The following is an 18,795-nucleotide window of genomic DNA, read 5'->3' as shown; positions in this document are numbered from 1 at the left end:
ACCGCACCTGAGCGCCGCTCGCGACAGCCGCCGTGCGACTGCACCGCTCACGGTGGTGGGCGACAGGCGGCTGGTGCAGGGCCCGGGAGGGCGGAAAGCCGTGGGCCGTCCGGTACGCGGCGGCGAACCGCCCGGGGCCGGCCGAGGCCCCACCAGGGCATGGCCTCGACCGACGTCGGCGACGTATGCGGTACCGCCTCACGGCGGCCCGAGCATCAGCGCGGGACGAGATCGACGCCGAGCTGCCGCAGGAAGGCGAGATTGTCGTACTGGACCCACTCCTCCGCCAGTCTCCCGTCGTCGCGATAACGGAAGACGTTGATCAGCTCCAGCCGCATCGGCTTCCCCGTGGGAGGCAGGGTACCGAGCGGGGAGGCGTCGAACGGCGCGGTGAACCGTCCCGCCATGCTGGTCCGCGCACTGATGTAGTCGCCCTCGCTCACCAGCGTCCGGCGCTCGCACGAGAAGCCCTCGAAAGCGGCTCGCATCGAGGCGAAGAACGCCCGCAGCTGCGGGTAGGTCATGTCACCGGCAGGACCGTGGAAGGCGAAATCCTCGGCGAAGTACTCGTCGAGCAGCGCGTCGTTGGCGACGGCGATCGCTTCGTGTCCGATGCGCACCAGCGCGCGGGCACGGTCGTCGTGGGCAGGATCGTCCGGAGAGATGAACTCGCTCATGGTCTCGCTTCCTCGGCTGAGTGGGCACTGCGTGCGGGGGCGCCTTTCCGCTCCCGGGCGCCGCATGCCCGCGACGTGCCGCCGGCACGGACGCCGGCGCGCCGTCGGGGACCCGGGGAATCCACGAAGCGGTTCTGGCCGCTGGACGCGACGGTGAACGCTGCGCGCGGTCAGCCGGGAGCGGACACGAGAGGGAGGGTGGCGGTGACACGCTTGCCGCCGTGGTTGCGGCTGGCCTGGAAGGCGGAGCAGAGCGTGGTGACGATGTGGAGGCCGTGGCCGCCGATGCGTCGCGGGTCCCGCGGTTGTGCGACCGGCTCACGGGTCTGGACCGTGCTCAGGAACCGCCTGGCCAGTGCCCTCGCTTCCGCTACCCGCTCGGTGCCGTCGTACCGTGCGCGCGCCCGTACGGCACGGCTGCCCGGACGTGGCCGCTGCCCCGGAACGGTGGCGCTGCGTCGTTCGTTCGTATGATGGTGGTCGGACATCGGGCCTGCCTTTCTCCACCCGGCGCGAAGCCCCTGGGGCCCCGTCGATCGTGGTGGGGTGGTTGCGGGCGCTTACCCAACCGCCGTGGTTCCATGTTGCGGCGCGGACCGACGCAGGGCGCCCCCGCCGGTCGGCACGGTTCGCTACGCTCGCCGGCGGCTGTAGCCCCGACCGTGCGAGGACCTGATGACCGGCCCTGTCGACCGCCGCCTCGCCGCCCCGCAGCAGCCGTCGTCGACCGGCGGTGCCCGCGCCTTCCGCGTTCTCTGGACCGGCCAGCTGTTCTCCCTGCTCGGCTCCAGCGCAGCCGCCTTCTGCCTCGCCCTCACGGTGTACAGCGAAACCGGCGACGCCTCCGCGCTCGCGCTCGTCGTGGGGGCGAGCTCACTGAGCATGATCTACCTCGCCCCGCTCGCCGGCGCCGTCGGCGATCACTTCCCCCGGCGACACGTCGTCTGCCTGGGCAACGCCGTGCTGAGCGTGGTGTCGCTGCTGCTCGCCTGGCAGGTGGGACAGTTCACCGCGGCGGAGGGCGACGGTTTCCGGACGATCCTGCTGCTGGTCTTCCTCGCCGGTACCGCCAAGGCCGCTCTCTCCACGACGCTGTCCGCGACGGTCCGCGAACTGCGTTCGGAGCGGGACCTGAGCCGCATCAACGGCCTCACCTCCCTGGTCGAGACCATCCCCACGGTCTCCGGCCCCGTGATCGGCGCCGCCCTCTACACCACGGTCGCCCCGGCCGCGGTCTTCGCCTTCGAGGCCGTCACCTTCGCTCTGGCCGGCGCTCTGGCCGCCACCGTCCGTTGGCCGGCCGCGGAGCGCCCGGGACGGGACAGAAGGCTGCGTCCGTTCGCCGGGGCGCGACGCGGCTTCCGCTTCATCCTCGCGGACCCGGGTTTCCGGACGCTGCAGCTCGTCTACGCGGGTGTCAACTTCTTCGCGGGGCTGGCCACGGCGGTCGTCACCGTCTACGTGGTCACCTCCTCCACCGCGGGGACCGAGGAGTGGAACCTCGCGGCGTTCACCGTGGCGGGACCGGTCGGGCTGCTGCTCGGCGCGCTGGTGGTCCTCACGGTCGGGGGCCGCGGCAGCCGCGCCGCCGTCATCGTCACCGCTCTCGTGCTCGGTGCCCTGGTCGGCCGGTTGACGCCGGCGCTGGTCGCCGTGCCGGTGGTGTGGTTCGTCGCCCAACTCGTGCACCAGGCGGGTGTCCAGATCTCCAACGCCCATGCCACGGCCGTCTGGCAGGAACGTACTCCCCGGCATCTGCAGGCGACGGTCTTCGGAGCCAGGCGCCTGCTCGGCCAGGGGCCGTTCCCCCTGGCTGTGATCCTCGGCGGCGTCCTGGCCGACCGCTTCTTCCAGGACGGCGCGGCTCTGCCCGAGGCGGCCGGTGCCATCGTCCCGCGCCTCGCCGAGGACGGCGGCGGTCCCGGCCTTCTGCTCGCGCTCTGCGCGCTCGGCCAGGCCGCCCTCGCGCTGCTGCTCGCCGCGTCGCCCCGCGTGCGGGAGACCGTTCGGCGCCCGTGACCGAGGCAGCCCGTCGGCCGCACGGCCATCCCGGCCGGGTTCTGAGCGCTTGCCCGGCGCGCCACCGTCAGCCGGTGCCGCCGCGGGAACGGGACCACAGGCGCCTGCGAGGCGTCCGCGCCGGTCCGTCGCTGACCCCGAAGGCGTGATGCATCCTTGCCCTGGTCTCCTTGGGATCCACGCAGCCGCGGGCCGGCCGTAGGCTGCCCGCTTCGCGAGGCTCCTCCGGCCAGGTCATCGGTGAGGCACCCGCACGCGGCCGTCGTGTCGGGCAGGGGGCTGGGTCGATGCGGTGCGTCTGCCCTCCTGTTCGCGGCAGCCATCGCGATTTCCCTGGCCGGGCGGCCCCTTCGGCGACTCGCGCGCCGGGCCCCGCCGCTTCGTGTCCTCGGGTCGGCTGCGGGACCGGGGCGCGACCCCGCGGGGTGTCCGGGTTGGTACACCGAGGAGGTGCGGTCCGCAACGAACAGCGCACCACAAGCCGATCCGGGGCTCGATCCGCACCAGACCGGTGGACGACGGTCGACCACGCGCACCACCCGCTGCCGGTGCACAGCAGGCCGGGGCGCCGAGCCGAGCCGGGAGTGAGTCGCGGGACGGGTGAGGCCGTGAGCCGACCCGGCCGATCAGGCCAAGACCGGCGTCCCCGGCGTGGTCCCGCCGTGTCGGGCAGGCGAATCCCATGACCTCCCAGCCCGAGACCTACACGGTCTCCCGCCGCCCCCGTCCCGACCTCTCGACTCTCCCGTCCCGAGCACCACGCCGCGTCGTGCGAGCCGTCACTGCGGCCGCCGGCGCGCTGGGACTCGCCCTGGCCGGGACCTCCTCCGCGGGCGCGGCCGGCAGCGCCGCACCCGCGGCGACATCGAGTGAGAACTGCACGCCCGCCCAGATCCAGGCCGAGGCCATCCTCTGGCACGGCTCCGTCGACGGCACCCGCGGCTCGGCGGAAGTGAGGTTCTCCGCCATCGCCGGTGACAGCTGCACCCTCGCCGGATACCCGGCTCGCCTCAGCCTGCTCGACGCCCGGGGTAACGTCGTCGAGCACGCCCAGCAGTCGGGCGGGGAGACGGCGGGTGAGGAGATCACCGTCTCCGGCCAGGCGATGGCCCGCACCGCCATCTCCTACACCGCGCGCGCCGAGGAGTGCGTCGAGAAGCGCGCCACGGCGGTCAACATCCAGATCCCCGGCACCGACACTGTCCTGTACGTGCCGTTCGCCGGCAGCGAGGGTTTCGTGGTCTGTGAAGGCACCGCCGTCTACGGTCAGATGTACTCCGCCGGGACCTGACCCTCCCGGGCGGGCCGTCGCTCCGCATGCGCCGGTCGCGACGTCGCAGGCCGGGTGGGGCCCGGCTGGCGGCCCTTCCCCAGCGCCCTGGCGATCGCCGGTCCCAGCTGCTTCGTCATCCCGAGCGCCAGCGGCCGGCGATCGTCGTTCCGCCCGGCGCCTGCCCCGTTGTTCCCGCGCGTCCGGTCGGGAAGCGGCGGCCCCGGGCGCGCGGGCCGCGGTACCGGTCTGTTCCGTCAGCCACTCCTCGCCTCTGCTCCTGCGCAGGGCTCGGGGCGCCGGCCCGGCCGCTCCCCACCCGTTTGGGTTGCCGAACCGACCTCTGATCAGCATTCCCGTCGGTACAGGGCGCGCGTGAACCCGGCGGCGGCCTCTTCGGCCCTCGCCTCACCGCGACGAGTCGCGGATCCCGTCGACGAGCACGCGGACGTAGATCGCCACGGTGGACTCTTCGCGTGTGTTGCGGAGGGCATGGATCACGCCGGTGACGAGCCGTCGTATGTCCTCGGTGCCGAGCTCGCTCCTGACCGCCCCCGCGGCGCGCGCGCGGACCAGCAGGTTGTCGACGATGTCGCTGAGTTCGGCCGTGAGCGGCGACGGCCCGCCTTCGTCGCCTTCGAGGATCGTCGCGATGCCGGGATCGTCGAGCGCGCCGCGGACGACCGAGTCGACGGCCGCGGCCAGACCTTGTGCCGGGTCGGGCAACGAGGCGGCACTGCGCACCGTGGCGATCAGGGTGCGCAGTCCCTCCTCGCCCAGCGCCGCGAGCACGGCCTCGACCGTCTGGAAGTGGCGGTAGGCCGTCCCGACCCCGACGCCCGCGCGGCGGGCGAGCGCGGCCAGCGGCGGCAGCGAACCCTCGGCTTCGAGCGCGAGCCGCGCCGCCTTCAGGAGGGCCGCACGGTTGCGCGCGGCGTCGGCGCGCAGTGCGGAGCGGGCGGTCGTCATGCGGCGAGGGTACACCGACTTCACGCTAACCGGAATTGATTCCGCTTGTGCTACGCTCCGGCTAACCGGAATCACTTCCATTTCCAGGAGTCCCGTATGCCGACCCACCAGATCCCCCTCACCGGGCGGACCGTGACCATCGATCACACGCCTTCGGGCCTGGCCCGCACCATCACCAGTGAGGCGATGGGGGTCAGCGTCACCTTCCTGCGGTCCGCGGAGGAGAGCAGCGACGGCTCGGTCGAGACCGAGGTCTTCCTCAGGGTGGGGGGACACGGGCCGCCCCTGCACGTCCACACCGGCTTCGAGGAGACGTTCACGACCCTGGAAGGACCGCTCTCCTTCGATGTCGGCGACCGGAAGGGGCTGCTGCTTCCCGTCGGCGAGTCGCTGAACGTGCCCCCCGGTCTCGCGCACCGCTACTACAACAGCGGCGACCAGCCGGCCGTCTTCCGCTTCGTCGCCCGTCCCGGCCTCGCCTACGAGCGGTCCCTCCGCGCGAGCTTCGGCCGGGAAGCGGAAGGCCGCTCCACTCGGATGGGCCTGCCGCGCAACCCCCTTGAAGCCGCCCTGGTGATCGAGGCGTCGGACAGCCTGGTCGTGGGCGTACCGCTCGGGCTGCAGCGTCGACTGGTCGGAGCTGCTGCGGGGCTGGCGCGTCGACTCGGGATGCAGCGTCGGCTCGATCCCCACCTCGCGCCCCGCCACGACCTTCCCTGACTCTTCTCCTCTCCCGCCCGGGGCAGCCTCGGACAACGGATCGTCGCACCCGTCGCCGGCCCCGCCGAGCCCCGTCCCCTCACCCTTCCTCCTCCAGGAGACATCCGTGACCATCGCCCTCTGGTGCCTCAACACCCTGCTCGCACTCGGCTTCCTCGCCGCCGGCGGCACCAAGCTCATTCGCAGCAAGCCGGCGCTCCACGCGCAGGGCATGACGTTCGTCGACGACTTCTCGGCGCCCGCGGTGAAGGCGATCGGTGCGGCCGAGGTGGCCGGAGCGCTCGGCCTCGTGCTGCCGCTCGCCACCGACGTGCTCCCGATCCTGACCCCGCTCGCCGCGGCCGGCCTCGTCGCACTCATGATCGGTGCGGGGGCGAGTCATGTCCGCCGCGGCGAGAGCCCCGCGGCCGCGGTAGGGCTTGGCGCGGCCTCCGTGGCGAGCGCCGTCGTCGGCACGCTCGTCGTCCTCGGCTAGACCTGTCCGCCGATCAGGTGACTGCTGCGCCGCAGTGTCGTCGATGCGGACACGGGGCGGGGAATCCGGCGCATGCTCCGCCCCAACGGGGACGCGGCAGACGGCACCCCCGGCGTCGACAACGGACGGCACAAGAGCCGCAACACCGTCGAACGGGCTGTCCCCCGGCTCAGGCACGCCAGAGCCGTGGCAACCCGCCATGACAAGCACGGCTGCGTCCTCCTGGGCGCCCCAACCGCAGCAGCCCTCGTTGTCTGGCTGCGCACCTGAGCGCGTCTGTCACAACGCGATTGCCCGATAGGCCAACGCCTGATCGGCCGGACACATCCCGGGTGAGCTCCGGCAAGCGACAGCGGGGCCTCGCCGCCCCCGGCCGCCCGGCGACCGCACCCGGTGCGTCCGCCGCGCACCACGTTTCACGGCGGCCATCGGCAACCATCCACCGGCGTACGCCGTCGCCACCGGTTCGTCGGGAGGGATGGCCAAGAACCGGTCCGTTCACGCGGTGGTCACGAATCGCCAGCTACCGGGCCGCGGCGGCAAGCAACCGGTCCGCCACCGTCACCATGGGGCAAACCGGCCCTGCCGATGCGACGATCGCCCGATGTGCCACCGTTCCACCGCCCTCGCGATCGCGCTGGCCGCTGTCGCGCTCTCGGGATGCACCACCGTGCAGCCGCTGCCTTCCCAATCCCCGGCCGGCAGCTCGCCGCGCCCGGCCGCCGAAGCCGTCCCGGCCATCCCCGTGCCCGACCCGATCGAGGAGACCACCCCCGTGCTGGAGGAAGCGCGCGAGGAGCGGCCCGTCCCGCCGACACCCGCCCGGCCTCCCACCGCCCCGGAGTCCGAGCCGGAGCCCACAACCACGCGCTCACCACTACCGGCGCCCGCCCGGCCGCTACCGGGCAACCCGGACGCCGACGCGCCGGCCGGGTCCGTCCCACCCGCCGTCGGGCTCGACCCCGGCGCCGTCTGCGACATGGGGCAGGGCTGGCTGGACGCCGACCTCGCCACCGCATGCCGCGAGGCCTTCGGCGGACGGTGAGGCCGCCCACGCCCTTCGCCACGACGACCGACGCATCGCGCCACGACGCCGCACCGACCGACCATCAGGACCGGCCCACGCCACCACCTGTGCCCGCCCCGGTGGCGCCGGGACGGCGGCGCGGAGCATGCGTACCGCGCCCGCGCCGCCCACCGCGGACCCGACGCGGTCGAGCCGTTCAGCCGGTCGGCAGGCCCGCCCGCGGCGGCCGGTCGGTCGACTTCTTCGTCGGTCCACCGGCGGCGCCCGGCGGATCCGCCGCGGTGGCTCGCAAGGCGGCAGCACCCTGTACGCGGAGTCCGGTCTCGTCCCCGGGGACGACGGACACCGGCCCGGGGTGACGGACGCGCACGGTGGTGCCGTCGGCCAGAGCGACGGCGACCAGCGCATCGTGACCATGGAAACGGACCCGGGTCACGGACCCCCGGACCGGAGCCGCCTCCGCCGAGCAGAGCTGCAACTGCTCCGGGCGCAGCACGGCGGTTCCCACCGTGAGACGGCTGTCGCTTCCGGGAGTCAGGGGATGCGCGCCCAGCGCGGTGAGGACACGGCCGCCCTCATGACGACCGGGCAGCAGAACCGCGTCGCCGAGGAAGGATGCGACCCAGGGATCGACCGGCTCGGCGTACAGCTCCTGCGGCGACCCGTGCTGCGCGACACGGCCCTGCCGCAGGACCGCGATGTGGTCCGCCCAGGAGAGCGCCTCCTCCTGATCGTGCGTGACCAGGACGCCCGTCGACCCCGTGGCCGCGAGCGCGGCCCGCACATCGTCCCGAAGGTCACCGCGCAGCGCCGTGTCGAGAGCGTTGAACGGCTCGTCGAGCAGGACCACCGACGGACGGGGAGCCAAGGCGCGGGCGAGGGCGACGCGTTGCTGCTGGCCACCGGAGAGTTCGTGCGGCATCCGCGACCCGAGGCCGGCGAGGCCGACGAGTTCGAGCATCGCCTCGACGCGAGGGGCGCGCTCCGCGCGCGGCAGCGAGGTCAGCCCGAAGCCGACGTTCCGCGCCACCGTCAGGTGGGGGAACAGCGCCCCCTCCTGGGCGACGATGCCGACCGCCCGGCGCTCCGGGGGAACGTGTCTGCCCGGGCCGGCGACGATCCGCCCGGCGACCGTGACGGTGCCGTCCGCGGGGCGGAGGAAGCCCGCGACACAGCGCAGCAGCGTGGTCTTGCCGCACCCGGACGGGCCGAGCACCGCGGTGAGCCGGCCGGAGGGGATGTCGAGGTCCAGCCGGTCGAGGACCGGCGCTTTCCCGTAGCCCGCGGTCAGTGCGCGGACGCTGAGATCGGTCACGGGCGGTGTCTCCCGAGCAGGTAGGAGGGGACGGCGGCGATCAGGACGAGGGTGAGCGCGTAGGGCGCTGCCGCCGCGAAGGCGAAGTTGTCGGTGTGCGTCCACAGCCGCGTGGCGAGCGTGTCCATGCCCGTCGGACGGAGCAGGAGGGTCGCGGGCAGTTCCTTCATGATCACGACGAAGGTGAGCGCCGCACCGGCCGCGATGCCCGGGGCAGCCAGGGGCAGCGTCACTTCGCGGAGGGTCGCGAACGGTCCGCGTCCCAACGACCGCGCCGCCTCCTCCAACGACTCGGGCGCCTGGAGGAGCGCGGCGCGAACGCCGGTGAGCGCGAGCGGGAGGAACAGCGCCGCGTAGGCGAGAACAAGCAACGGCCACTGCTGGTAGAGCGGCTCGGCGTACCGGACGGCGAGGAAGACGAAGGCGAGCGCCACCGTGATGCCCGGCAGCGCGTGGCCGGCGAACGACGCGTGCTCCAGCGTGCGGGCGAGCGGCCCGCGGTGCCGAACGGACAGGACAGCGACCGGGACCGCCAACAGCACGGTGACGACCGCTCCGGCCGCCGCCACCCCGACCGTGGCGACCGCCGCCTCCCACAGCGGTCCCGGGGCCCAGGTGGCGGAGTTGCCGACCGCTATCCAGTAGCAGAGCGTGCCGACAGGAAAAGCGACGGCGGCCAGCGCCACCGCGGCGGACCAGCCCAGTGCTGCCGTACGCGCCGCACGACCCAGCGGCATGCGCTGCGCCGGGCGTGCGCTGCCGCGCCCGGTCCGGTCGTAGCGGGCCCGGCCGCGGGTACGGCGCTCCGCCACCACCAGCGCCACGGTGATCAGCACCAGGACGCAGCCCAGGGCCGCCGCTGGGGTGCGGTCGAAGCTCGCGCGGTAACTGGTGTGGATAGCACGGGTGAACGTGTCGTACCGCATGAGTGAGACGGCGCCGAAGTCCGACATCACGTACAGCGCGACCAGCAGACCGCCGCCGACCGCGGCAGGCCGCAGCTGGGGCAGGGTCACCGAGCGGAAAGTCCGCCACGGCCCGTGGCCGAGTGACCGTGCGGCCTCCTCCAACGCGGGGTCGGCCCCCCGGAGGACTGCGGCCACGGGCAGGTACACGTACGGGAAGCACGCCAGGGAGAGGGCCACGGCGGCGCCGGTGAACCCGCTGATGCCGGGGAAAGCCGACAGCCAACTGAACGACATCACGTAGCTGGGCACCGCGAGCGGCAGCGTCGCCAGCACCGCCCAGAGCCGGGCGGCCGGCAGGGCCGTGCGCTCCGTCAACCAGGCCAGCGACACCCCCAGGACCCAGGTCGCCACCACGACCACCACGGTCAACCGCAGACTGTTGCCGAGCAGTCCGGCGGTGCGATCGGCACTGACGACGCCCCAGGCGAACGCAGGCCCGCGCTCCAGGGCACGGATCACCAGGTAGACGAGCGGGAGCAGGGCGAAAGCGCCCGTCAACGCCGCGGGGACCGCCAGCACCGGCGGGATCCGCCTGCCGCGCACAGCGCGACGGACGGATCCCGAGGTTCTGTCGGCACCGGCACCGGCATCGCCACCGGTGCCGCTGTTCCCGGCTGTCCCGCTGTTCACGGAAGCCGTCGACGGGGGAGTGGGGCGCGGTGCGATCATGCGAGTGATCAGACCATGCCCACGTCCTGGAGCAGAGCGAGGGTCTCCTCCAGGGAGTCGAGGTCGGTGAGGTTGACCTCGGGGGCCTCGATGGACTCGAAGGGCGGCAGGTCCTCGACGGGGCTCGTGACGCCGGCGGCCAGGGGGTACTCCATCGTCTCCTCGGCGAAGTACTTCTGGGCCTCCTCGGACAGCAGGTACTCGACCGCCTTGCGGGCCGCCTCGCTCTGCCCCCCGTGGGCGGTGACGGCGACACCGGCCACGTTGAGGAGGGACCCGGGGTCCTCGCCGGGGAAGAAGTGCAACCGGCTGTCGAGGTTCTCGGCGCCCTCCTCCGCGGCGGTCGCGTACCAGTAGTAGTGGTTGGTCAGTCCGACCTCGACATCGCCGTTGTTGACGGCGTCCATGATGCCGCCGTTGCCGTCGAACACCTCGGCGTCGTTGGCCTGCAGGTCGCGAAGCCACTGCTCCGCGCGGTCCTCGCCCTCGATGACGCGCAGCGCGGTGACGAAGGTCTGGAACGACGCGTTGGTCGGGGCGTAGGCGACCTTCCCCCGCCAGTCCTCGGTGGTGAGGTCGTGGATCGAGTCGGGAAGGTCCGCCTGCGCCACGAGCTCCTGGTTGTAGACGAGCACGCGGGCACGGCCCGAGATGCCCACCCAGTCGTCCTCCGTGCCGCGGTGGGCCGCGTCCACGTCGTCGAGCAGCTCGGCCGGGAGCTCCTCCAGAAGCCCCGCCTTGGAGAGGGCGCCCAGTGCGCCGGCGTCCTGGGAGATGAAGAGGCCGGCGTTGGTACCCTCCCCCTCCTCCATCAGGGTGGCGGCGTGCTCGGCCGTTCCCGCGTAGCGGACGCTCACGGTGACCCCGGTCGCCTCCTCCAGCTTCTCGATCAGCGGGTCGATCAGCTCCTCGTTCCGACCGGAGTAGATGGTGAGAGTGTCCGCGGCTCCGCTGTCCGCGTTCTGCCCGTTGTCGGAGTCACCGCTGCCGGCACCCTCGCTGTCACTGCCGCACGCGGCGAGGGTCGGCAGCAGCAGCGCTGCGGTGGCCATGCCGGCGGCAAGGCGAAGATGACGCCTCATAGGGAGAAGAACCTCTCACCAGGCGGCTGCCGTCGGGCAGCCGCGAACAACGGAGCTCGACGCACGCGCGCCCTCCGACCAAGCAGCAAGGTTAGCCTTGCCTATGTTAGGTGTCGAGTTGATCGAATCCCGCACGGGTCCCGGCTGCCGGCCTGCCGGAGCCCGTGCGGGCGACGTTCCGGACGACGCCCGCCGGCCTCGCTCCCGTCGGCGGTCACGGGGCCGACCCCGTCCGGTGGGGTCGCGCGCTCGCGTGCCGCGTTGCCGCAGCCATCGCCGGATCCCATATCGCCGCCGCCGGGTCGCCCCCCGGCCGCCGCTGCCCGGGAGAACGCGGCGCGGGGGGCGGCAGCGGGGTCAGCCTCGCGGCTGCGGGGCGTTCAGGAGCGTATGACTGTCCGTGCCCTCCCAGTCCACGGGGGGCACGCCCTGGCCGAAGGTGAAGAGTGCGGCGGATGCACCGAGAGTGAAGGGCTGGTGCGCGCTGATGCTCCGAATGTGGGCGTGGCGGTCGTGGTGGTAGTAGGAGAAGGCGTCGGGGTAGTCGTGTTCGCGGAGCATCTTGCTCAGGTACATGGCATCGCCCAAGGCGAAGGTGGCGCCCAGGCCCAGGAGTGGGCTGGCTGCGTGGATCGCGTCTCCGACGAGCGCGATGCGCCCCGAGGACCAGGCCGGCAGGGCGTCGAGGCAGTGCAGCTGCACGGGTGTGAGTGCGCCGGCTTCCTTTATCAGTGCGGGTACGGGGCCTTGCCAGTCGTGGACGAAGTCGAGGAGTTCCGAGCGCAGTCCCTCCTTCGGCTTCCGTTCGAAGTTCTTAACGGGGATCTTTCGTTCCACGGTGCCCACGAGAACCCAGGATATGCTCTGGTTGTCGCCTGTTCCGTCGTGTGTCACGAAGCACGTCGCTGTTCGTCCTTCATAGGAGTTCATGCTGTTGCGGAGTGCTGCGAGTTCGTCGTAAGAGAGGCAATCGGGCGAAGATTTTCCGAAGATGCACCACACCCCCGAGTGCTTCAGGGGGATGTGTGGGAATATCAGGGACCGTGTGCGGGATTTCGTTCCGTCCGCCCCGATGAGCAGCGTTCCGTGTGCTTCGGTTCCGTCTTCGAACGTGGCTTTGATGTCGTGGGGCGACGTGACCGCCGAGTGGAGCTTCTTGCCGTAGGTGACCCGTATCTCCCTCCGCTTCGCCTCGGCGAGCAGCGCATTGAGGAGTTCGGTGCGCCCTATGGAGAGAAACTCGCCACCCAGCACGGACGGATTCCACTCCATGCGGCCGATGAATTCATTGTTGCTCGTGAAGAAAGATGAAGAGTTGGCGGCGTCGAAGCTGTTCTCGCGCACTTCTTCGAATATTCCCATGGATTTCAGGACTTCTTGCCCGCTCGGTGCGAGCACGAAGCTTGACCCGGCCTCTTTGTGCGAGGGATAGGCCTCGTAGACTTCGCTTTCAAGGCCGGCCATGTCCAGGCAGATGGACGCGGTGAGACCGGCGATCCCGCCTCCGATGACGAGTGCCTTGCTGCTGTGGGTCATGTGAACCTCGTTGATGGAGAAGTTGCGGAGTCCGTCACCAGCGGCCGTTCGGCACGGTCGCGGTTCCGACCGCCGTCCGGGCCGGGGTGCGGTGTCAGTGGCCCTTGGTCACGTCGAGGTTCTTCGGAGTCAGCGCGAACACGACGACGACCGATGTCAGCATCGCCCCGGCTCCGAGAGCCCCCACGAGGGTGAACCCGTCGGTGAAGGCCGTCTGTGCCTGCGCGGCTGCCACGGCTCCGGCTTCCCCGAGCTCGGACAGCACGTGCAGCGCGCTGCCCAGCGAGTCCTGGGCGGTGGCCACCTGGGTCGAATCGAGCCCGGCGGCGGCCAGGTCGGAGGCGGGGAGGTGGGCCCGGTACAGAGCCGCGGCGGCGCTGCCGAGTGTGGCGATGCCGAGCACAGCACCGAGTTCGTAGGCCGTCTCCTCGATGGCGGCGGCGCTGCCCGCGTGTTCGGCCGGTGTGCCGGACATGATGATCGCCGAGGCGATGGCCAGCGAGCCCATGCCTGCCCCCAGCAGTGCCATGAAGGCCGCTATCGCTCCGTAGGTGAGCGGATCCGGGGCCAGGGCCAGGACGCCGAAGCCCGTGCCGGCCACGGCAAGGCCGCCGACCAGGACGGTACGGGCGCCGATGCGCTGCGCCAGCACCGGTGCGAGAGGTGAGACGACCGCGGCCGCGACGGCCATCGGCAGCAACCTGATCCCCGCCTGCAGCGGCGAATGGCCCTGCACCAGTTGCAGCCACTGCGCTGCCAGCAGCAGAGCCGAGCCCATGGCGAGCGTGATGAACAAGGCGGCCAGCGTTCCGGCAGTGAAGGAGGGGACGGCGAACAGCCGCACCCGCAGCAGCGGGGACTCGCTGTTGAGGCACCGCACCACGAACCAGACGAGCAGAACGAGCGCCGCGCACAGGGCCCCCAGCGCCAGGAGGTCCGTGGGGCCTTCCTTGGCGACGCGCTTGATGCCCCAGATCAGAGCGACCATGCCGGCGATGGACAGACCGGTGGCCAGAGCGTCCCAGCGTCCGGGGCGAGGGTTGCGGGCCTCGGGCAGCAACAGGAGGCCCGCGACGAGGGCGGCCGCCATCAGTGGCACGTTGACCAGGAACGCGGCATGCCAGGAGAAGTGCTCCAGCAGGACTCCACCCACGATGGGACCCACCGCGGCACCGAGGGAGGCCACCGCCGCCCAGACACCCAGGGCCTTCGCGCGCTCCCCGGGGTCGGTGAACAGGCTGCGGATCATCGACAGCGTGGCGGGCATGATCATGGCGCCACCCACGCCCAGCATGGCCCGCACGGCGATGACCATGGGGGCCGACTCGGCGACCAGGATCAACAACGACGCGGCGCCGAAGATCGCGAAGCCGGTCAGGAGCATGCGTCGGCGGCCCCAGCGGTCCCCGAGCGTGCTCATGGTCACCAGAAGCCCTGCCAGAACCAGGGCGTAGATGTCGACGATCCACAGCTGCTGGGCAGCGGTGGGCGACAGCGCGGCCGCCATCTCGGGCAGGGCGACGTTGAGGATCGTCATATCCATGACGACCACGAGCAGGCTCGCGGCCAGCACGCCCAGCGCCGCCCAGCGTCGGCCCGGGGGCAGGTGGTCCGCGGTGGCGCCGGGCGCCTGTTCGCTGCGTGCGGTCTGTGCGGTGCTCATTCTGTCTTCTCCGGGGGGGCGCTCATCAGGGCGGCGATCGCCGTGTGCAGCTCCGCTTCGTCCACGGGCTGCTCGGTGAGGAGGCTGTGCAGGATGACGCCGTCCATGTAGATGGCGACGGCTCTGGCCGCGGCGGGGGAGGTGTAGTCGGAGAGCACCTCCGTCATGCCCTGGGCCCAGCGCCGCGCCAGTGGACGCAGTTTCGGGTCGTAGAGGCCGGCGTAGTACAGGACCATCTCGGCCTGCAGCGCGGAGTGGTCGCGCAGCTGCACCGCGAACCCGGCAGCGATGTCCTCGGGGCGTCCCGCACAGTCCGCGATCTCGCGGGCGAACTGCCGCAGCTCGGCTTCCACCTGGTCGACCAGCAGCTCCAGGGCGCTGGTGCGCAGGTCGTCCAGAGAGGTGAAGTGGTAAGTGGTGGAGCTCAGCGACACCCCGGCACGTTCGGCGACCCGTCGGTGCGTCAGAGCCTGGTAGCCGTGCTCGGCCATCTCCTGTGCGGCGACCTCGAGCATGGCGCGCCGGCGCCCTTGAGGGTCCCTGCGGCCGCTCACGGCTGCGTGCCCTTCTCGACCGGTCCGGCGATCAGGAATCCCATGTGTCACTCCCTTGTAGTACATCCGTACCGTACAAATGTACCGCACTGGGTGGCGGTGCCGAGAACGTGGCCTCGGTGGGATGAGAAGTGGCTGCTTGACCTGCGCCGACGCCGTTGCGTCGATCTGCGGTGCTCAGTTCCGCGTTGCCGGGGGAGCCGGCCGGCTGATGCCCGGTCGCCAGGCTGTGAGTCAACGGAGCGGGCTCGTCAGAGCCGGCCCGATGGCGCCGCGGCCCTCCCCGGCTCTTCGACCGAGGGGGAGGATGCGCTCGCGACGCGTGGTGGATCACTGGTTCGACCACGCCGGCAAGCCCGCATGGGTGGATCGTCTGGCGGGTGGCCCGCAGCTCGGCGACGGTCCACCATCGGGCTCGTTGAGCGGTGCCGGGCGCTCGCGGCCGCAGAGGTGCAGCCGCCCCCCCCCACGCGCGGGGATGTGTGTCGTGGCCTGGTGAATCTGCTGATCGCCGCCCGCGTAGGCGCTGTTGCAGTCAGTCACTGGCGGTCTGAGTGAGGCGCTCGTGGCTCCGAGTTGCTCCTCCGGTTCTCGAAGGGCCGCGGCCGGGTGGCTCTCGCCGCTTCCAGGCGGCCCCTTGGGGCCGCTGCCCCGCCTCGCGCGAGGTGATCAGCGGGTGCTCCCGCACTCGGCGCACCACCGGCCGGCAGCCACTCGCACCGCAGCCGCCGCCTCCCGCCAGCTGTGCAGTCGGCCGACGACGCTGCCGTGTCCGGTCGACCTCGTCCACCTCTGCGCAGCCCTCGCGAGGGGCCCGGGTGGTGGGTACTCGATGTCGGCCCAGGCTTTCGCACGGGGTGCGCGGCTGCGCGCAGACTGCTCGCGACGTGGCCCTGCCGTCGGCGTCCCCCGCCCAGCGGCCTCCGGACGTGGCAGGCAGCGCGTCGCCGGTGCTCTCCTCGGCGCCTCCCGACCGCCTGTGGCTCGGCGAGATCAAGGGGCGACGGAGGGCGGAGCCCGGCCTTGCTGCCGGCGTGGACCTCCGCTCGAACGGGGTGCGGACGTGTGCCTGTTGAGAGTCTTCTCTCGAGAGATTACTCTCATCGCATGTCGCGATCGAATGACGGACCACAGCCGGCCCGGCGGACACCCGATTCCGGCGAGCACCACGGATCAGCCTCGTCGCCCGGCGCTCCGCGCCGCCTCGACGACCCGGCCTCCATGCGCGCCCTCTCGCATCCGGTGCGACTCGCGCTCATCGAGGCCCTCACTCTTCACGGCGCGCTGACGGCAACCCAGGCGGGACGTCTGATCGACGCGACTCCCACCACCTGTTCCTTCCACCTGCGTCAGCTCGCGAAGTACGGCTTCGTGGAGGAGGCCGGCCACATGCCGGGCCGCTCGCGCCCGTGGCGCATCACCCAACTCGGCTGGCTCGTCGAGGGCTCTGCTCCCGGGGACAGTGAGATCGGGAGCGAGCACACCGTCGCTGCACGTCACCTCGGCGATCTCACACTGGAGCGCCAGCTCGCCCGGCATCGAGCGCAGGACCACGGGCCCAAGCGGTCGCACACCGTCTGGTGGGTCACTCCGAGCGAGGCGGACGAACTGCACCGGCAGATCGACGAGCTGGTCATGCGCTACCGAGAGCGACTTCAGGACCCAGCGACCCGGCCGGCGGCCTCGGAAGCAGTGGAGGTCGTGATCCTCACCCACCCGTTCGGTTGATGCACGTCGGTCACCGACAGCGACGCTCGACAGCTCCGCCGCGCACCGAGCGCTCATCAACCCAACCGGGGGAACCATGACCGCAGAGGCCGCATCTGCGACGGAAGCGAAACTCGACGGACTGCAGCCACTGCGCAAGAACAGGGACTTCACCCTGTTGTGGACGGGGCAAGCCGTCTCTCAGCTCGGTGCCGGAGTGACCTTGCTGGCATTCCCGCTGCTCGTGCTGTCGTTGACCGGTTCTGCCGCGCAGGCGGGAGCGCTCGGCACGCTCCAGGCGGTCATCCGTGTCACTTTTCAGTTGCCCGCCGGCGCCCTGGCCGACCGCTGGAACAGGAAGCGCGTCGTGCAGATCTGCGGTGCCGGCCGTGCCGCCCTCTTCACGGCCCTGGCCATCGCTATCCTGCTGGACCAGGTGTCGCTTGCTGCGATCTTCGCCGTGGCGGGAACGGCGGCCTTACTGGACGTCCTGTCCGGCGCGGCCGAGACGTCAATCGTCAGCCAACTCGTGCCGCGGTCGCAGCTCGCCGCCGCTTTCGCGCGCAACGAGGCCCGCTCGTACGGGGCGTCCCTGGCGGGCCCTCCGTTGGGAGGCTTCCTGTACGCGCTCGGCCGGCCGGTTCCGTTCCTCCTCGACGCCCTGAGCTCCCTGATCTCGCTCCTGACGGTGTCCTTCATCCGCAAGCCCGAGCACCCGAAACGGGCGGAGAGTGACACGACCTCGCTGCGTCACGACATGCTGGAGGGGCTGCGCCATGTGGCCGCGCGCCCGTTCCTCCGGGCGGTGATCCTCATGGCGGCGCCCGTCAACTTCGCCCTGACAGGTGCGTTGTTCTCCGGCGTGCTGATCCTCGCCGACGCCGGGTACAGCTCCAGAACGCTCGGCCTGGCTCAGGGCGGCATCGCGATCGGTGGTCTCCTCGGCGCCCTCTGCGCGGTTCGCCTGCAGCGGCTCCTACCTTTCCAGCGCCGGCTGATCACGGCCCTGGCCTTGCTGCTGACTCTGCTGGTCGCGAGCACCGCCCTGAATGGCAGCCTGGCGATGGTGGCCCCGCTCGCCGCGGGCTTGTTCCTTGCGCCGGCAGTCAACTCGACTCTGTTCGGACGCATCGCCGCGACCACCCCGGTACACATCCAGGGGCGGGTCATCAGCGTCGTCGCGCTCTCCGCGACCGCGGCCGCCGCACTGGCCCCGATCACCGTCGGCACTGCGGTGGAACACCTCGGCGGCATTGCGGCGATGGCCACCGTCGTAGCAGCAGGGGCCCTCTCTCTCGCAGCCGCCGCCCTCAACCGCGGGACCCTCCGGGAGAGCCAGACAGTCAGAGCTGACACCTCGCCCTGACCAAGAACGGCGCTCGCGACCCCCGTTCGTGGCCGCTTGTGCCGACGTGAGTCACCTGCCGCGTCGTCTGCGTCCGAGACGGGCGCCGGTATGCCGGGTGCCTCGGCGACGGCCGCGTGCTGTTCGACCACTTCCAGCTGCAGCTCGAGCAGGACACGCCGTGCGTCCGCGGTCTCGAGCCGGCCAGGACGTATCCGTTGGCGCTGAACTCACAGCACGCGCTGGTAGTGCAGCTCAGTGAGCGTGATCTCGTCATAGGCGTCGTCCTGGGGAGTACCGTCAGCCTGATGGTCGGCCCGCTCGTCGAAGCGCCGGGTCCGTTGGTTGTCGGCGAGAACCCACAGAGTCGACGCCTGGAAGCTCTGACTCTTCATCCGCTCGTGAGCCTCCTCCAGGAGCCGGCGGCCGACGCCTGCCCGACCAGATCCGGTGACACGTGAAGGGCGAATATCTCACCGACCGGCTCCGCACCGGGCAGTTCTCTGCGGCGCGGGCCGAAGCAGACCCACCCGCCGGGGTCCCAGTCACCGAGCGCCACGAGATCTCGTGACTGTCGTCCGGGTTCAGACCACCACTGCCGCCGTTGATTTGCGTCACGCTCCACCGTCATGGCATCCGAGTACGTCTGGGGAACGATCCCGGCGTCCGCCGCCTGCCACCCGCGGACTCGAATCCTCGAAACAGCCTCGATGTCGGCGGTATGCATCTCCCGCACGTCCACCATCGCGCCACCGCAACGGCCCGGAGACCTCTCGGGACGGCGGCGATGCGCTGCGCC

General features: G+C 71.6%; 19 protein-coding genes. 8 read left to right on the top strand and 11 right to left on the bottom strand.

Annotation, left to right across the window (positions count from 1 at the left end):
* Positions 1–215 precede the first annotated feature (215 nt).
* Positions 216–677, bottom strand: coding sequence for an ester cyclase (locus HCN52_RS03865; protein ID WP_168086932.1), 462 nt, complete (start codon positions 675–677; stop codon positions 216–218).
* Positions 678–847: 170 nt separating this feature from the next.
* Complete coding sequence (locus tag HCN52_RS03860; protein WP_168086931.1) at positions 848–1,165, bottom strand: ATP-binding protein; 318 nt, start codon at positions 1,163–1,165, stop codon at positions 848–850.
* 187 nt (positions 1,166–1,352) lie between these two features.
* Here HCN52_RS03860 and HCN52_RS03855 point away from each other — a divergent pair, with 187 nt between their 5' ends.
* Both HCN52_RS03855 and HCN52_RS03850 read left to right on the top strand, forming a co-directional pair.
* On the top strand, positions 1,353–2,696 hold the full coding sequence (locus HCN52_RS03855; protein ID WP_168086930.1) for an MFS transporter: 1,344 nt from the start codon (positions 1,353–1,355) through the stop codon (positions 2,694–2,696).
* A gap of 682 nt (positions 2,697–3,378) precedes the next feature.
* Positions 3,379–3,987, top strand: a complete 609-nt coding sequence (locus HCN52_RS03850; protein ID WP_168086929.1) for a DUF4232 domain-containing protein — start codon at positions 3,379–3,381, stop codon at positions 3,985–3,987.
* Positions 3,988–4,374: 387 nt separating this feature from the next.
* Here the strand turns inward: HCN52_RS03850 and HCN52_RS03845 are convergent, their stop codons facing one another.
* On the bottom strand, positions 4,375–4,935 hold the full coding sequence (locus HCN52_RS03845) for a TetR/AcrR family transcriptional regulator (RefSeq protein WP_168086928.1): 561 nt from the start codon (positions 4,933–4,935) through the stop codon (positions 4,375–4,377).
* Between the two features lie 96 nt (positions 4,936–5,031).
* On the opposite strand from HCN52_RS03845, the gene HCN52_RS03840 reads away from it, so the two are divergent.
* The 4 genes from HCN52_RS03840 (at position 5,032) to HCN52_RS03825 (ending at position 7,175) form a co-directional block, all read left to right on the top strand.
* Positions 5,032–5,655 carry a cupin domain-containing protein gene (locus HCN52_RS03840; protein ID WP_168086927.1) on the top strand — a complete coding sequence of 208 codons (624 nt, stop codon included), beginning with the start codon at positions 5,032–5,034 and terminating at the stop codon, positions 5,653–5,655.
* Between the two features lie 106 nt (positions 5,656–5,761).
* Entirely contained in the window at positions 5,762–6,130 is a 369-nt protein-coding gene (locus HCN52_RS03835) for a DoxX family protein (protein WP_168086926.1), read from the top strand.
* Positions 6,131–6,202: 72 nt separating this feature from the next.
* A complete protein-coding gene (locus tag HCN52_RS03830; protein ID WP_168086911.1) occupies positions 6,203–6,400 on the top strand; it encodes a hypothetical protein in 198 nt (65 codons plus the stop codon).
* Between the two features lie 334 nt (positions 6,401–6,734).
* Positions 6,735–7,175 (top strand): hypothetical protein, encoded by a 441-nt coding sequence (locus HCN52_RS03825; protein WP_168086925.1) that lies wholly within the window; start codon positions 6,735–6,737, stop codon positions 7,173–7,175.
* A 178-nt stretch (positions 7,176–7,353) separates the two neighbouring features.
* On the opposite strand, the gene HCN52_RS03820 is transcribed toward HCN52_RS03825, so the two are convergent.
* The 6 genes from HCN52_RS03820 to HCN52_RS03795 all read right to left on the bottom strand — a co-directional run bounded on the left by HCN52_RS03820 (position 7,354) and on the right by HCN52_RS03795 (position 14,905).
* Entirely contained in the window at positions 7,354–8,472 is a 1,119-nt protein-coding gene (locus tag HCN52_RS03820; protein ID WP_168086924.1) for an ABC transporter ATP-binding protein, read from the bottom strand.
* Positions 8,469–9,959 (bottom strand): ABC transporter permease, encoded by a 1,491-nt coding sequence (locus tag HCN52_RS03815; protein ID WP_312876523.1) that lies wholly within the window; start codon positions 9,957–9,959, stop codon positions 8,469–8,471. Before HCN52_RS03815 ends, HCN52_RS03820 begins: the two co-directional genes overlap by 4 nt.
* A gap of 158 nt (positions 9,960–10,117) precedes the next feature.
* Positions 10,118–11,191, bottom strand: a complete 1,074-nt coding sequence (locus tag HCN52_RS03810) for an iron ABC transporter substrate-binding protein (RefSeq protein ID WP_168086922.1) — start codon at positions 11,189–11,191, stop codon at positions 10,118–10,120.
* 357 nt (positions 11,192–11,548) lie between these two features.
* A complete protein-coding gene (locus tag HCN52_RS03805; RefSeq protein WP_168086921.1) occupies positions 11,549–12,727 on the bottom strand; it encodes an FAD-dependent oxidoreductase in 1,179 nt (392 codons plus the stop codon).
* Positions 12,728–12,821: 94 nt separating this feature from the next.
* Positions 12,822–14,390, bottom strand: a complete 1,569-nt coding sequence (locus tag HCN52_RS03800) for an MFS transporter (RefSeq protein ID WP_168086920.1) — start codon at positions 14,388–14,390, stop codon at positions 12,822–12,824.
* Positions 14,387–14,905 carry a TetR/AcrR family transcriptional regulator gene (locus HCN52_RS03795; protein ID WP_168086919.1) on the bottom strand — a complete coding sequence of 173 codons (519 nt, stop codon included), beginning with the start codon at positions 14,903–14,905 and terminating at the stop codon, positions 14,387–14,389. The genes HCN52_RS03800 and HCN52_RS03795 overlap by 4 nt, the downstream gene beginning before the upstream one ends.
* A 1,146-nt stretch (positions 14,906–16,051) precedes the next feature.
* Between HCN52_RS03795 and HCN52_RS03790 the strand changes: the two genes are divergently transcribed.
* Positions 16,052–16,672: a helix-turn-helix domain-containing protein gene (locus HCN52_RS03790; protein WP_168086918.1), complete on the top strand. Its 621-nt coding sequence runs from the start codon at positions 16,052–16,054 to the stop codon at positions 16,670–16,672.
* A 76-nt stretch (positions 16,673–16,748) separates the two neighbouring features.
* The gene (locus HCN52_RS03785) at positions 16,749–18,017 is read left to right on the top strand and encodes an MFS transporter (RefSeq protein WP_168086917.1); all 1,269 of its coding nucleotides are present in this window, start codon (positions 16,749–16,751) and stop codon (positions 18,015–18,017) included.
* Positions 18,018–18,226: 209 nt separating this feature from the next.
* Here HCN52_RS03785 and HCN52_RS25170 read toward each other — a convergent pair whose 3' ends face one another.
* Together HCN52_RS25170 and HCN52_RS03780 are read right to left on the bottom strand one after the other, a co-directional pair.
* Entirely contained in the window at positions 18,227–18,391 is a 165-nt protein-coding gene (locus HCN52_RS25170; protein WP_245174846.1) for a hypothetical protein, read from the bottom strand.
* Positions 18,388–18,741 (bottom strand): hypothetical protein, encoded by a 354-nt coding sequence (locus HCN52_RS03780; protein ID WP_245174845.1) that lies wholly within the window; start codon positions 18,739–18,741, stop codon positions 18,388–18,390. Before HCN52_RS03780 ends, HCN52_RS25170 begins: the two co-directional genes overlap by 4 nt.
* Positions 18,742–18,795: the final 54 nt, after the last annotated feature.

This window comes from Streptomyces bohaiensis (assembly GCF_012033785.1).
Lineage (GTDB): Bacteria > Actinomycetota > Actinomycetes > Streptomycetales > Streptomycetaceae > Streptomyces > Streptomyces bohaiensis.
This window is presented reverse-complemented; position numbering and strand designations above follow the sequence as displayed.